The following is a 14,267-nucleotide window of genomic DNA, read 5'->3' as shown; positions in this document are numbered from 1 at the left end:
AGCGGCTGAGCCGCGTCGATATTCGCGGCATAGCCACCACAAACAATTCCGACAAAGCCCAAAGATATGTCGCTCACCGAAGCCCGATCAGAACCGCTCTCCTCCCCGCAGCCCCCACTGGTGGCGGTTCGGGACTATGTCCGGCCGGTCGCAATAGCCGCATTCTGGGCAATATTTCTGCTGGCGCTTCTCAATAGGGGCGCAACGGAAATAGAAAGTCGCATCGTCGTCACGGCCGGGATCTATCTCCTGCTGTTGCCATCGATCCTCCTGTTCGGACCACCGAAGGCCGGTGCGGGTAAGGTACTCGCAGCAGCCTGCCTTTTATTGGGAGCGCTCATCGTTCAGGTGCTGTTGCAGACCTCCTCCATACCCGGCATCGCGCGCCTCAATCCGGCATGGTCCACCGCCGCCATGTTCATGCAGACTGCGCCAGCCGCCACAATCTCACTGACGCCGGCGGATGACCGGCTCGGCCTCATGAGCGCCGCCCTGCCCTTCGGCGCCTTCATGGCCGGCCTTGTGCTTTTCGATAGCGACGAGCGTGCGGCAAAGACGCTGCGATGGTTCGCAATCGCCGGTGGCTGGCTCGCGCTGTTTTCCATCGTGCAATTCGTGCTTTTTCCCGAAGCTCTCGGCCTCATCCAGAAGCGCTTCTACCTCGGCAGCCTTACCGGCCTTTTTGTCAATCGCAATACCGCCGCGACCTTCTTCGGTCTCATCCTTCTCACGCTCGCCGCACTATTACACAAAAGCCTCCTCGCTCCGGATTGGGCTAGGGTAAAAGCGCTCGTGGCAAATCGCCTCACCGTGCCGGCGGAGCAGAAACAGCTCATCCGCAGGGCCGCTTTTCTTGGCGTCCTCGCGGGCTTTTGTTTCATCGCGTTAATGTTGACGGGATCGCGTGCGGGGATCGGCTCAAGCCTCGCAGCGCTGATTGTCCTGATCCTGCTGATTGTGTTCAACTCTCCCCCCAGAACCGGCCGCAATGGAGCCTCCAGCCGGCGTAGGCAGCGCGGGACGAGACGTCGTGCCGCGCTCCTGATCGCAATCGCCATCGCCCTCTTCGCGCTTTTCGCCAACCGGGTGGCGCTTCGCATGGAAACGCGTTTGGAAGACGATATGCGCTTCTGCTACATGCCGGGCATCGCCCGCGCCATCGCCGACAATTGGCCGCAGGGGTCGGGCCTTGCAAGCTTTACGGAAGTCTATGCGCCCTATCATGTGGCGCGGTGCGGGGTGGACGCCGTCGTCACCCATGCCCACAACGTCTACGCGGAGGGATTGCTGACACTCGGTACGGCTTTCCCGTTTTATCTCGCTTTTTTTGTGCTCATCCAACTGGTGATTTTCATTCGCGGGGCGCTGAAACGCAGAAATTATCGTTATGCCTCTCATCTCGGCCTTGCCGCGCTGCTACTCGTCCTGTTGCATTCGACGCTTGATTTTTCACTGCAGATTCCAGGCTTTGCCATGGCCTATGCCGTTTTCCTCGCCCCGGTCGTCACGCTTTGTCTGAACCCGCCGGGAATGGAGCGGGAAGGCCGCAAACGGCGGAGACAATTTCCGGAAGACGCTGCAATGCCGGTGCCGGTCCGTTCCGACCAGACAGTACAAACGCCGCTTCGTCTGCAATAACGGATTTTACGAATGCAAAACAGGTTTCGTGATCTTGAAGGCGCAGGAATTTGAGCATGCGGATATTGCAAATAACCTCGCTGTTTTCTCCCGATCGGGTGGGCGGCGCGGAAGTATTCGTGGAAGACCTCGCGCGTGGACTTGCGGATAAGGGGCACACCGTCGCGGTGGCCGCCATCTCGCGTGAAGAGCAGGCAGCGGAACAACGCGACGGTTTCACCATTCACCGTCTCGGGCATACCACGCCCTTCTTTATCGGCGACTGGGGGCAACAACCGGAATGGAAGCGAAAATACTACAAGATCGCTGTGCAGCTGGATCCGCGGCTCGTTCGCCGGCTTGCGCGTGTCATCGATGATTTCCGGCCGGACGTGGTCAATACCCATTCACTATCGGAACTGACGCCGCTGATCTGGCCGATGATTCGCAAGCGCGGCGTTCCGCTGGTTCATTCCCTGCATGATTTCACGAGCATGTGCACCAATGGCTCCCTGTTTCATGACGGGCATATCTGCGATGGCAGCAGCAAAAAATGCCGTGCCTTTTCTTATCTCCACCGGCGTTGCCAATGCGCGGTCGATGCTCTCGCCGGCGTCGGTCGCGATATCGTCGAACGCCACGTGCGGGCAGGCTTTTTTACCCATGTTCCCGAAAACCGCCGCACGGTGATCTGGAATGCCATCTCACCACCCGATTCGCCAGAACCGCGCATTCCCCGCACGCCCGGCGAGCCGCTGGTTTTCGGCTATCTGGGCCGCATCGAAGCGGCGAAAGGGGCTGACTTGCTGATAGAAGCGTTGCGGCTTTTGCCGCCGCAGGGCTGGCGAGCGGTCATGGCGGGCCGCGCGCCGGATGGCATCGAGGCCTATCAGCAAAAGGCAGCCGGCCTGCCTGTCGAATTTCCGGGCTATGTGGAGGCTGATCGTTTCTTCGCCGGCATAGATTGCCTCATCGTGCCGCCCCTATGGCCGGAGGCTTTCGGCCGCACAGTCGCTGAAGCCATTTTGCGCGGCGTACCCGTCATCGGCTCAAATCTTGCGGGTGTCGCCGAACAGATCGGCGCGGACAGGCCGGAACACCTGTTCGCCCCGGGCGATGCCGCCGAACTGGCCGCACGCATGGCAGAAGCGATGCGCAATCCCGCCATGCTTGCGGAAACACCTGAAACCCGGGAGCGAATTCGCCAAGGCGTTGAGCCCGAAGGGGTCATCGCGGCTTATGAAAAGCTCTATGCGGATGTGTGCAAAACCGCATGACCGTGACGACAGCGTCCCTCTTCAGGCTGCGGCTCCTTGATTGAAAAGCCGCGCGTAGCTCTCCGCCGCCTTCCGCCACGAATATAATTTGCGGTTTTCATAACCCGCCTGGCGGAGATTTTCTGCCAGTTCTGGATTGTCCAAAAGTCGCTCAAGCGTGTCGACAAGGCTCTGAGCATCCACCGGATCGAAAGTCAGGGCGCCTTCGCCGGCAATCTCCGGTGTTGCCGAACGATTGGAGCAGACGACCGGGCATCCCAGCTGCTGTGCTTCCAGCACCGGCAGGCAGAAGCCTTCATAGGTGGAGGGGACGCAAAGGCAGGCTGCGTGTCGGTAAAGTTCGGCCAGTTGCCGGTCGTCTATGCCGGAAAGCCGGATCAGCCGGGCCTTCAATTCCGGATCGTCCAGCGCGCCGGCGATTTCCTCCGCCTCGTCGCGGCCAACATGCACGAGGCGCAAATCCGGCCATTTTTTACCGAGTATGGCAAAGGCTTTGCCCAGAAGAGCGAAATTCTTATTGGACGTCGCGTTTCCGACCGCCAGTATGTAGCGTCCGGGAACAGGCGGCAGCGTGTCGAAAACCCCGGGATCGACATTCAGTGTGCTATCGGAATGAATGGTGATGCTCTTATCGGCAGCGGCTGGATAGAAACGCCCAAGATCCTTCCGCGTCGCTTCGGATACGCAGATGACCCGATCCGAACCAGCCATCATCAGCTTGAAGATGAAATCGGTCGTCAGGGTCGCCCGCCAGCCGATCTGTTCGGGAATGGTTTTGAAATAAAGATCATGAACAAGGGTGAGACGCCGTTTGCCGCCGAGGGGACTGCCGAAAGGATCGGCATTAAAAAGCACATCGATACCGTGCCGGCGGCAGAGCGCGGGCAGCATCGCGGCCTGACGCACCACATCGAAAACCATGACGCGCGGCCGTGGGATCTGGATGAGCTGCAACCGGCTGCCGCGCAGGTTTTCAGGCAGTTGCGCCCGCGTCCAGGGAGAGCGCAGAACATAGTCGTCACCCGTCTGCTCCAGCAGCCGCTCCAGCAGGCTGAAGGTCACCCGGGCCACACCAGAGGCCTTGCCACCATATTGGCTCGGCATGTTTACGAGAATGCGCATCCTGACCCTTCCGCCTGCCGGCATTGCCTGTTCCTGTCGATCGCCGGACGAAACTTCACGCCGCCTCCGTCAGCAGCGCGGAAACGGAGCGGCAGGTTTCCTCCAGCGAGAAACGCTGGCTCACATCCTCCCGCCCCTTTTGCGCCAGCCTTTCCGCCAGAGCAGGTTGCGACAGGACACAGCCGATCGCCGCTGCCAGCGCCGATGCATCCCCCGGCGGCACGAGAAGGCCGGTTTCGCCGTCACGGATGATTTCGGTAACACCGCCGCCGCGCGTGGCGACAACCGGACGCCCGCACATCATGGCCTCCACCACCACACGGCCGAAGGGCTCGGCAACAATCGAGGTATGAGCGACCACATCCATCGCCGCCATCAGTTCCGGCACATCCGGGCGGAAACCGAGAAAACGGACGCGACCCTCGAGACCGAGACGGGACGCCTGTTTGCGGACGCGCGCTTCATAGGCCTCCTGCCCGAAAAGCGCACCGCCGACGATGACCGCCTGCACGCCCTCCATCGCCGCAATCGCGTCCAGAAACACATGCTGTCCCTTCCATTCGCTCAGCCGGCCAAAAAGGCCGACAAGCGGTTGCGGACCAAGGCCCAGTTCCGCACGCAGCCGCGCGGCGACGCCAGGCTCGTGAAGCCTTGCTTTCGCAGGGTCGAAGCCGTTGTAAACGATGCGAACCTTATCCGCCTCGCCGCCGGCCTCGATGAAAGCCCGGCCCGTCTCTTCGGAATTGACAGCCACCAGCCTGGCGAAAAGGCGCGCAAATGCCAGCGAGGCGCGGCGATTGGTGGCGCTGAAAGCCGGATCGGTGACGATATCGTGTAAAATCCAGACAAGCGGCCGGCGGCTGAGCTTCGCGGCCAAGGCGCAGACAAAAAGCGCCTTTTGCGAGTTGGCGCAGATCACATCATAGTGCCTCGCCTCCCGGCTCAATTGCCAGGCAACCGCCATCACGTCGGCCGCTCCGCGCAACAGGGCCCCGAAGGACGCGTTGCGGCGGATCGACAGCATTTTTTCTCCGGCAGACAGCATGATCGGAGCCCGCCCTGCATCAACGAGATCATCTGCGGCCGCACCGCCACTGAGAAAACAGGCGCGCCAGAAGTGCGGGCCCGCCTTGACGAGGTCCGTCAGAAAAAGTTCGGCGCCGCCCTTCTCTCCGGTATGGCTGACGAAAAGAGCAGATGTCATGGCATCTCTCCTGCCGGATGAGAGGACCGACGATGCACCTGTCTGTGATTGCGGGCATGAACAGCCGGCCGGCAAAAAGAACGAACCTGCCCGAAAGCGACGTGAATATCTTCATCGAAAGCTGCGTGGAACCGCATGTCGCCAGATAAAAACACCAGCCTTAAACCTTTTCTCGTAATAAAATTCAATAATAACAATAATTCTAGAATAATATTCTATTTTTATACTTCAAGCGAAATCAGAGAAAAATTCCTGACGCTCGTTTTTATGCGCTGTTTTCTGTTTCGCGCCCGGCATTTTTCCCCGGTCCTCGTGGCGGAACTATTCTGAAGCCAGACCAGGAGAACGAACGATGACACCGCCCGAACACAACATATGCATATATACGGCGCGAACGGAAGAGGTCGTGGCATGATCGGCTTAACGCTCGGCATACGTCCCGGAAACATGGGTGACATCGGTTTTTCCCTGACCGCGTTCTCGCCCTTGCGGGCCCGTCTGGCGGCCGGCCAGAATGCCACGATCTTCGTGAACGGCGACAGCACCGCCCATGCCGAAGCCGGACCATTTCAACAATTTGCGATGATGCTTGGCGATCTGCACGATACGACTGTTGTTTTATACCGTTGGGCGGAATGGGAGACGAGCGCCGCCACCGGGCCAAAAACCTATGCAGCCCCAGTCACGCTGCGCGCCGGCAAGGAGGCGACGCTGACGCTCTATCTTGCGACGCTGCCCGGCGGCATGGCGGGTTACATGCTTGCGGAACAGCGCGCAGCAGCGCTGAAGATTCCCCGTCCCGATCTCTGCATCATGCATCAGGGCCACAATATGCAGACCTTCGAAGCATCCAGCGGCATTTTGAGCTCCGGACGATCCACCCTGCTCGGACCGCTGGGAATGACGGAATGGCAGTGGCCAAACGCCCCACAACTCGTCACCACCCAGAACCCGTGGCGGGATGGGACGGGTTACGACAAGGTCTATCAGGCAATCCTGGACCTGGGCCGAGCCCATCCGAACCTCACGCTGGTGGATACGCATGCCGCATTTCTGGCGAAAGGCAAGGACGCCGCCCTTTATCGGGACAATATTCACCCAAACGAGGCGGCTCCCGGCTGATCGCCCGGACCCTGTTCGATACCTATCTGGGATCGGCACGCGATAACAACTTCCAGACACCTTGCTGGCCAAAGCTGCCTGCCGCCAATCTCATCGGCAATGGCGATTTCACCGATTGGACTGGTTCCGTTCCGACAGGCTGGGGCATGACTTCGCCAGGTTCCGCCACCAAAACCACCGAAATCATCTTCTCCCCATCCTTCGCAAGCAGCCTCGCCCTCTATCCAAATGGCAGCCAGATCGCCGGGCTTACGCGCAATTTCCGTAACGCGGAAGCAATATCGATGATAGGCAGGACCGTTTCTTTTGCCGTACTTTACAAAAATAACGAGAAGCAGCGCTTGCCTTACGTCACGTTGGTTGCAAAAAGCGGTGGCGCAGTCCGGACAATCGTTTGCTCCGCCCTGCAATTCGGAGGTGCCAACACCTCCGGTAATAGCGGCTGGATGTGGGCGATCGCCAACGGCATCGCCATAGACCCTGACATCAACCCGGCGGGGTATAATTTCTATCTGCGAATCCTGCCGGCATTCGGTACCAGCGCGCCCACCTCAAATGAACCAGTTCACATTCAGCGGATCATTGCCGTCGAAGGGGATTTGCCGAAAGGGGATTTGCCGAAAGGCAATCTGATCTCATGACGAAACGATAAAATATCTTGCGCGGCGACGTCATCGAGCCCACTAATGGTCGCCATATTATATTGATTGCCACGCGGTAGCGCTGTCCTGTGGACGGTGGAAATCCCAACGGCAGACAATGCCCGCAACCGGGAAAAAGGAAGCCTCATCGGAAACAGGCCGGGTCTAAGTCCGCCTATGTTCTGACCGACCGTTTCAGGCGACGTCGACGATCTCGATCTCCCTACCGCCCAAACTGACGAGATCGCCGGCCGCTTTTCCCATCAGCACCCTTGCAACCGGGGAAACATAGGACATCGTTCCCGCAGCGGGATCGGCCTCATCCTCGCCGACGATCCGGAACCGTTGCGTTCGCCCGTCATCGCGGCTGAATGTCACCAGGCTGCCGAAAGCGACGACGCCATCCGCTGGCGGATCAGGCATCAACTGCGCGGTGCGGACCCGCTCGGAGAAATATCGCAGATCGCGTAGCGGGTTGGCGGAAATGCGTCGTCTTTCATTGATGTCTTCAATGGCATTGGCCGCCTCGCAGGCTTCGCGCGCCAGACGCAACTGCTCTTCCAGCGCCTTCAGCCCGGACTGCGTTACCAGATTGGGATGAGGCGAGATTACCCGATCCGGCAGAACGGTTTCGGCTGCGGTTTCCGCACTGTCTTCCTTGGTAAAGGCTACGCTCAATCCTGACACTCCATTCCCGATATACCCAATCCTGCCACCGCCCGCAGGGGCACCGCAAGACCGTGCTGCGCCGGTTCAAAAACGAATATGTAACAGGCGGAAGCGGGTCATGACAACGCGCCCGTTCAACAGCTGAATGCAACCGCAACGGAACATACCCCTCATATTTCGGCCTAACAGGAGGCTTTTTGCCCTGTTAGGGTGTGCGACAGGAGGAGTGAGACACCAACGCTAACGGACAGGAGACGGTTCATGGCCCGGACAGTAGTGAATGCGCTTGGAGACACACTCTATTACAGCGGCAGTTCCAAGGGATTTTTCTCCGCCACGGGTTCCGGCCCGCTGCTCACCGGCACCGCAGGCAATGATTCCATGTGGGGCGACAGTTCCGTCAACGTGACCATGGCGGGCGGCACGGGCGACGATATTTATTATCTCTATTCCAGCATCAATCGCGCCGCCGAAAATGCCGGGGAAGGCATCGATACCATCGATACCTGGATGAGTTACACCCTGCCCGACAATTTCGAGAATTTGCGGGTAACGGGTGACGGGCGTTATGCCTTCGGCAATTCGCTCGACAATATCATCACCGGCGGGTCGGGCAGCCAGACGATCGATGGCGGGGCCGGCAACGACGTGCTGATCGGCGGCGGCGGGGCCGACACCTTTGTTTTCACGAGCGGCAACGGCACCGATCTCATCACGGATTTCAGCGCCAATGACACGATACGGCTCAATGGCTACGGCATCACATCTTTCGACCAGCTTGTCGGCAGCGCCACGCAGCAAGGCAGCGACCTGTGGCTCAATTTTTCGAATGGCGAGGCCATCGTTCTTGCTGGAACGACCATAGACGACCTTCAGGCCGACCAGTTCGAACTCAGCCTCGACCGATCGTCCCTCACCCAGACCTTTGCCGATGAATTCGATACGCTGTCGCTGCGCAGCGGAGATCAGGGCACCTGGGACGCCAAATATTGGTGGGCGCCGGAAAAGGGAAGCTCGCTGACGACGAATGGCGAGGCGCAATGGTATATCAACCCGGCCTATGCCGGCACATCGGAGGTCAACCCTTTCAGCGTCGAGAACGGCGTTCTGACCATCACCGCCGAGGAGACCCCACAGTCGATTGCCGACGAGGTCGAAGGTTATGATTATACCTCGGGGATGCTGAACACCTATTCCTCCTTCAGCCAGACCTATGGTTATTTCGAAATCCGCGCCGATATGCCGACCGACCGGGGCGCCTGGCCTGCCTTCTGGCTCCTGCCCGAAGACGGTTCCTGGCCGCCGGAGCTCGATGTCATCGAAATGCGCGGTCAGAACCCCAATACGCTCATCATGTCCGCCCATTCCAACGCCTCCGGTGAACAGACATCGGTCATCAACAATGTCAGCGTGCCCAGCACCGAAGGGTTTCACACTTACGGCCTGTTGTGGGATGCCGAGCACATAACCTGGTATTTCGACGATGTCGCCGTGGCGCAGACGGATACGCCCGATGATATGCATGACCCTATGTATATGGTCGTCAACCTTGCCGTCGGCGGTACTGCGGGAACGCCATCGGACGCGGATTTCAGCGACGGCTCGCAGATGATGATCGATTACATCAGGGCCTATTCGCTCTCCGACTGGGCAGCATGAATTAAAACACCGGCAGTCGCATCAGGACTGCCGGTGTTTCAAACATCAGCCTGTCGGCTTACGCCTCGTTCAGGCCGATCACTCGGCCGCGAGCTGGGTGCGGGCGCTATTTAGCGAGATCAGGTGCCGCGCCGTTTCCAGGCTTGCCGGCTGCTCGGCGCGATAACGGCGGCCGATTTCCATCATCAGCACGGTGTCGGGCAGGAATGAAAGTTCCGAGAAGATGTCCTGCCAGTCGATATCGCCCCAGCCGAGCGGCATGTGCAGATCGCCGATGCCGAGTGCTGTGTTTTCCTGCGGGAAATAGGGCTGATAGAAGCCCTGCGGGCGGCCGAAGGAATCGTGCACATGCAGATGGCCGGCAACCGGCGCCATGGCGCGAAGTTCATGGCGGAAATCGAGGCCACGATAGGTGGATTCGAGATAGGCATGGCTGAAGTCGATCAGCGCAACGAGATTGTCGTGACCGACAGCCTTCACGGTCGCTGCCACTTCGGCCGGCGTCTGGCGATATTGGCCGTGTTCGGTGGAGAAGATATTCTCAAGGGCGATGCGCACGCCATAGGGCCGGCAAAACTCCGCCAGTTCGAAAAGCGCTTCCCGCTCGCGGCTGTCTGCATCGGCCCGTTCGGCGATCTGGTCGGCACGCAGCGCGCCGCTATGCTGGACGAGAATGCCCGCGCCGATACGGTCGCATAGAACGGCAAGCGCCTTGGCCGCATCGATCTGGTAACGGCATGTCACCGGATCCATGAAATTCGAAGAGACGAGACCGTGCACGGTGTAGCGGAAGTCGAACTGCTTTGCGAGCGACACGAAACGGTCGGCGCGCTCTTCGATGATCCGGCCGCCGGCGATCATGTCGAGGCTTGTTGCGGCGATTTCCACGGTATCGCAGCCAATTTCGGCAAGCGCGCGCAGATCGCATTCGAGGGTGGCCAGTTCGCCATCATCCGAGCCGGCGTTGAAGCCGGTACCTATAAGATTGCTCACTTCGTCATCTCCAGGGCAAGAAGGTCATGGGAGTTCAGACGCCGCACATGCGACGCCACTTCAAACAGGTCCGGGCGGTCGATATTGACGTCGTCTATCCCGGGCGATGCGATGTCGTAAGAAAGTCCCAGGTCGCCGCCGTGTTGGTAAAAAGCGACCGGGACAGGGTGATCCGTTTCCGTTGAAACCGATCACTCAATTAAGTTTCTTCATTTACAGCTTTATGACATTTCCGGAGGCAAACAGCAGGGAGAGCGGGCGTTCGCGGCCGGACAGGCGGCGGCATCGTGAAGAAGTGCGCGGGAGGCTGTCAGAAGGTCAGGTTGCGGACGCTTGGGTCCGCTCAAACGGCGAAATGGCCGCAAATTGCGGCGATAGGCCTGTGCGCCAGAACGTCGACACCGGATGTCTTCCGGCGGGAGGTGCTAACCGAGATTGTGCACCATGAAATAAATCAGCCAGCAATGCGCGATGGCCAATATCGCCCAGGCCCATTTTGCGGCCCTGATATCGGCATCGACAATCCTGTTTCGGATTTCGGCCCCGCCCGACGCTTCTTTTCCGGCTCGATCATCGCCGACGGCGGATGCGGGCAATGTCTGGAAAACGGGCTCGCTGACAACATAGAGCCTGTCGCTGCGCAGAAGCGGGCGCGGCTCGTCCTCAACGCTCTCCGCATCGGAAAGAATATCGTCGTCGGAAACGCAATTCACCGCCACAAGCTGCGATGACATCCCCCCGTTACGCACTTGACCTCTATTGGGCATCATAATGTTCCACACAATAAAAATAAAAATATTCCCGGGTGACTTCCGATAAAGCCGTGCTTTACCGGACATGCCGCAATACGCGCATCCATGCCTTCCGCCCGTTAACCCAAAGAGCGCCCCCCGCGGTCAGGCCATCGGGACTCCCGGCAGACCACGCCTGCCCGCATAGGGTTTTGCCTCCCGCTGGATCAGGAAGACGGATTTTTCCACCGGCAGCGGCTCGATCGTCCGGTAACGCTGAAACCGCCTGGAATATTCGAACCGGATGAGCCTGTCGTCGAACTTGCCCGCCAGAACGCGATAGCCGTTGACGAATTCATTCAGGATTTCCAGTTCTTCTCCCCACACCCAGCCGCCGTAGGACGTCCCCTCATTCGAACGCAGCACGATCTCGAAAAAGTGCCCGCCCGCCACCAACGGCATCCGAAAGAGAATATCGAGATTATCCTCGTCCTCTTCGTCGCCCTTTTCCGCCGACAGCCTGGCATGCGCGACCTTCGCATGGACCAGCGCCGAGACCGGATAGAACGGACGGCCCTTGAACCACATGAATTCACTGACCGCATATCCGACATCGTCGGCACGCTGGTAAGGCTCGATACGCGGCTCGAAGGCCATGTAGCTTCCGTTAAACGCTATCACTGTCGAAAATTCCCGATGCCTGCCCGTCGCATGTCCGCTGTTTTCCACCCGTCATTCATGCTTCTGTCTGCGACAATAGGCAGGCCGCGTCACACCAGCGTCAAATGGAACGCTATGATGACTTTCAATTTCCCGGACACGTTGTTAGATGATGATTCATGAGGGGACGAAAGTGGCTGGGAACGCTGAACTGATACCGATCCGGCTTTTTGGCACCCCGCGCTGTGATGCGGTGCGGGAGGCATTTTTCCCGTCCAAGGGCTTCGCCCTTACCGCCGCCCTCATCCTTGCGCCGAACCAGTCCCTTTCCCGCCAGCATGCCGCATCGCTGCTGTGGGAAAATGTCGAGCAGAAAAGGGCTCTCGGCAATTTGCGGCAGCTCATTCTCCGCCTACAGAAACTGCCCAATGAGGACGATGCCATCCTTCTGACCGAAGGAAACGACCTGAAGGCCGGCAAGCTGGCTCAGCGCACCGACCTTGCCATCTTCCTTGCCGGCGCAAGGGCCGAAGACCCGATGCGGCGGCTCAACGCGCTGCTCGAATTCGGCGGCGAGTTGCTGGAGGGGCTGGAGGCCGGGCAGGACCATCTTTATCTCTGGCTGCTTTCGGAGCGCCGCCGTCTCAGGGACCTGTTCTTTTCGAGCTACACCCAGCTTCTGGAGGAATTGACCCGCTTCGGCCGCGCTAGCTCGAACGACATCGCCAGACTTGCCGAATGCGCCTGCAAGATCGAACCGGAGCGCGAAGAAACCTACCGCGCCGCCATGGCGGCCTATGCGCGGATCGGAAATATCAGCGCCTGCGAGGGCATGTACCAGCTTCTGATGGAGCAGCTTCGTCAGGAGGGTCGTTCGCCGGAAGCCGAAACCGTGGCGCTGAGGCGCAGAATACAAAGTCTGGCCGCCACGATAACGGCCCCCGCCGAGCCGGAAGAAGGCAGTCGCCGAAAATCAATGGCAAAACCGCGTGTCGCATTCGTGCGCCCGGCACGGGTCGACGGACAGCCGGTCTCGCCGGTCATGCAAGCCTTCGTCGAGGATGTCGCCAACAGCCTTGTCCGATACCGCACCTTCACCGTCCTTTCGCCGCACAGCACCTTTGCGCTGGCGCATGACCGGGCCGATGACGGCTACGCCATGCTGCGGGCGGATTACCGCATCATTTCGACCGTGTTCGACGAAACCCGCATGTCGGTTGCGCTGATCGAGGATGCAAGCGGTGAAATCGTCTGGTCACTGGAAGCGGTCCTGACCGAACGACATATCCACGCCGCCTTCCGGCTGCTCTCCAAACAGGTGGCGGCGGCGCTTGCCCGCGAAATCGAGCGGCTTCAGGTGGAGCCCGACCGCAACCATAGCGGCGAGGCCTACCGGCAATTGCTGGAAGGCCAGCAGCTTCTGCGCGGCAAATGCGATCTGCCGCTTCTCAGAAGAGCCCGTTCGATGTTCCGCAAGGCCGTCGATCTCGACCACAGCATGGCGGTTGCCCGCGCCCGCGTGGCACAGAGCCTGCAGCTGGAATGGCTGATGCTGGGCGGAAACGACCCCCATCTCCTGCACCGCGCCAAGGCGGAGGCCGATTCTTCCGTCGAGATCGACCCCGCCCTCGGTGTGGGCCATTGGATGTGCGCGGTGGTGGCGCTCTACCAGCGGGACTTCGACATCTCCGCCGAAAAATTCTTTGAGGCGGAGGCGCTGGCGCCCAATTCGGCCGACCTCCTGCTCCAGCATGCCGATGCGCTCGCTCATTTCGGCGATGCGGAAATCGCCTGGGAGAAGTTCCAGCAGGCCATCGACCTCAATCCGCTGGCGCCCGACATCTACTGGTGGGCTGGCGCCAGCATCGCTTTCAAGCGCGAGGACTACGGCACGGCGGTGGAACTGTGCGGGCGGATGGAAAATGACGAGCCTGCGCTGCGCGTCCTCACCGCAAGCCACGCGCTGCATGGCGATCTGGCCTCCGCCCGGGAATCCGGCAACAGGCTTCAGGAAAACTATCCGGGTATGACGGCGAGGGAGATCAGCAGCCTGTCTCCAGACCGGGACCCGATAGCGAATGAAAAATTCTATCACGCACTTCGATTAGCTGGGATTAAATAGGAGATACTATGTCCTCGCATTTCTTCATTGTCGGAAAAAAGGGTTTCGGCGTTCTCTTCATTCGCACGGCGCCGCTCAGGGTCGCGTCCGTGTCGCATGAGACGATTGCCGCCTATGAAGCCAGCCATCCCGGCGTGGATGGTTATGCCCGCGTGGCAGCCGCCGCAAAGTCCATGCTCGTTCGCCAGAACGGCCAGCCGGAAGCGGAACTGGACCAGGTTCAGATCCAGGGCATCGAAGCCCTCGTCTCCGGCGGCGCAGTGGTTTCCGAAGCCGATTTCGCCTTCATCGGCGAAGTGAACGACGCCGGCTGGGATTTCAACCGCATGGTACAGGCGCCGATCGAAGCGGCCCTGAAGGCTGTCGGCCCGGCCGGCTCCGTCACCGGCGAGCTGTTCGACGCCATCCTTGCCGACGACAGCAACACGGCGCCCTGATCGCGGTCTCGCA

General features: G+C 59.8%; 11 protein-coding genes and 1 pseudogene. 6 read left to right on the top strand and 6 right to left on the bottom strand.

The window, feature by feature from the left end; all coding sequences use genetic code 11:
* Positions 1–66: 66 nt before the first annotated feature.
* Positions 67–1,638: an O-antigen ligase family protein gene (locus tag RAC79_RS08200; RefSeq protein WP_142844755.1), complete on the top strand. Its 1,572-nt coding sequence runs from the start codon at positions 67–69 to the stop codon at positions 1,636–1,638.
* A gap of 56 nt (positions 1,639–1,694) precedes the next feature.
* Positions 1,695–2,894: a glycosyltransferase family 4 protein gene (locus tag RAC79_RS08195; protein WP_174039980.1), complete on the top strand. Its 1,200-nt coding sequence runs from the start codon at positions 1,695–1,697 to the stop codon at positions 2,892–2,894.
* A gap of 21 nt (positions 2,895–2,915) precedes the next feature.
* On the opposite strand, the gene RAC79_RS08190 is transcribed toward RAC79_RS08195, so the two are convergent.
* Together RAC79_RS08190 and RAC79_RS08185 are read right to left on the bottom strand one after the other, a co-directional pair.
* Positions 2,916–4,016, bottom strand: a complete 1,101-nt coding sequence (locus tag RAC79_RS08190; protein ID WP_174039981.1) for a glycosyltransferase family 1 protein — start codon at positions 4,014–4,016, stop codon at positions 2,916–2,918.
* A gap of 55 nt (positions 4,017–4,071) precedes the next feature.
* Positions 4,072–5,220, bottom strand: coding sequence for a glycosyltransferase family 4 protein (locus RAC79_RS08185; RefSeq protein ID WP_174039982.1), 1,149 nt, complete (start codon positions 5,218–5,220; stop codon positions 4,072–4,074).
* A gap of 411 nt (positions 5,221–5,631) precedes the next feature.
* Between RAC79_RS08185 and RAC79_RS08180 the strand changes: the two are divergent.
* A pseudogene (locus RAC79_RS08180) lies at positions 5,632–6,983 on the top strand (SGNH/GDSL hydrolase family protein).
* A 195-nt stretch (positions 6,984–7,178) separates the two neighbouring features.
* Here the strand turns inward: RAC79_RS08180 and greA are convergent.
* Entirely contained in the window at positions 7,179–7,661 is a 483-nt protein-coding gene (gene greA, locus RAC79_RS08175; protein ID WP_174039983.1) for a transcription elongation factor GreA, read from the bottom strand.
* A 252-nt stretch (positions 7,662–7,913) separates the two neighbouring features.
* Between greA and RAC79_RS08170 the strand changes: the two genes are divergently transcribed.
* The gene (locus RAC79_RS08170; protein WP_174039984.1) at positions 7,914–9,311 is read left to right on the top strand and encodes a family 16 glycosylhydrolase; all 1,398 of its coding nucleotides are present in this window, start codon (positions 7,914–7,916) and stop codon (positions 9,309–9,311) included.
* A gap of 78 nt (positions 9,312–9,389) precedes the next feature.
* On the opposite strand, the gene RAC79_RS08165 is transcribed toward RAC79_RS08170, so the two are convergent.
* The 3 genes from RAC79_RS08165 to RAC79_RS08155 form a co-directional block, all read right to left on the bottom strand.
* Positions 9,390–10,304, bottom strand: a complete 915-nt coding sequence (locus RAC79_RS08165; RefSeq protein ID WP_174039985.1) for a TIM barrel protein — start codon at positions 10,302–10,304, stop codon at positions 9,390–9,392.
* 425 nt (positions 10,305–10,729) lie between these two features.
* Positions 10,730–11,038, bottom strand: a complete 309-nt coding sequence (locus tag RAC79_RS08160) for a hypothetical protein (protein WP_236775008.1) — start codon at positions 11,036–11,038, stop codon at positions 10,730–10,732.
* 162 nt (positions 11,039–11,200) lie between these two features.
* Positions 11,201–11,692: a hypothetical protein gene (locus tag RAC79_RS08155; RefSeq protein WP_080857422.1), complete on the bottom strand. Its 492-nt coding sequence runs from the start codon at positions 11,690–11,692 to the stop codon at positions 11,201–11,203.
* Positions 11,693–11,864: 172 nt separating this feature from the next.
* Between RAC79_RS08155 and RAC79_RS08150 the strand changes: the two genes are divergently transcribed.
* Complete coding sequence (locus tag RAC79_RS08150) at positions 11,865–13,817, top strand: BTAD domain-containing putative transcriptional regulator (RefSeq protein ID WP_174039986.1); 1,953 nt, start codon at positions 11,865–11,867, stop codon at positions 13,815–13,817.
* 8 nt (positions 13,818–13,825) lie between these two features.
* On the top strand, positions 13,826–14,254 hold the full coding sequence (locus tag RAC79_RS08145) for a hypothetical protein (protein ID WP_003520863.1): 429 nt from the start codon (positions 13,826–13,828) through the stop codon (positions 14,252–14,254).
* The last annotated feature ends 13 nt before the right edge of the window (positions 14,255–14,267 follow it).

Source organism: Agrobacterium sp. LR_9 (assembly GCF_041954855.1).
In the GTDB taxonomy this organism is placed as follows: domain Bacteria; phylum Pseudomonadota; class Alphaproteobacteria; order Rhizobiales; family Rhizobiaceae; genus Agrobacterium; species Agrobacterium leguminum.
The sequence above is the reverse complement of the archived record's forward strand: the minus strand, read 5'-3'. Positions and strand labels throughout refer to the sequence as shown.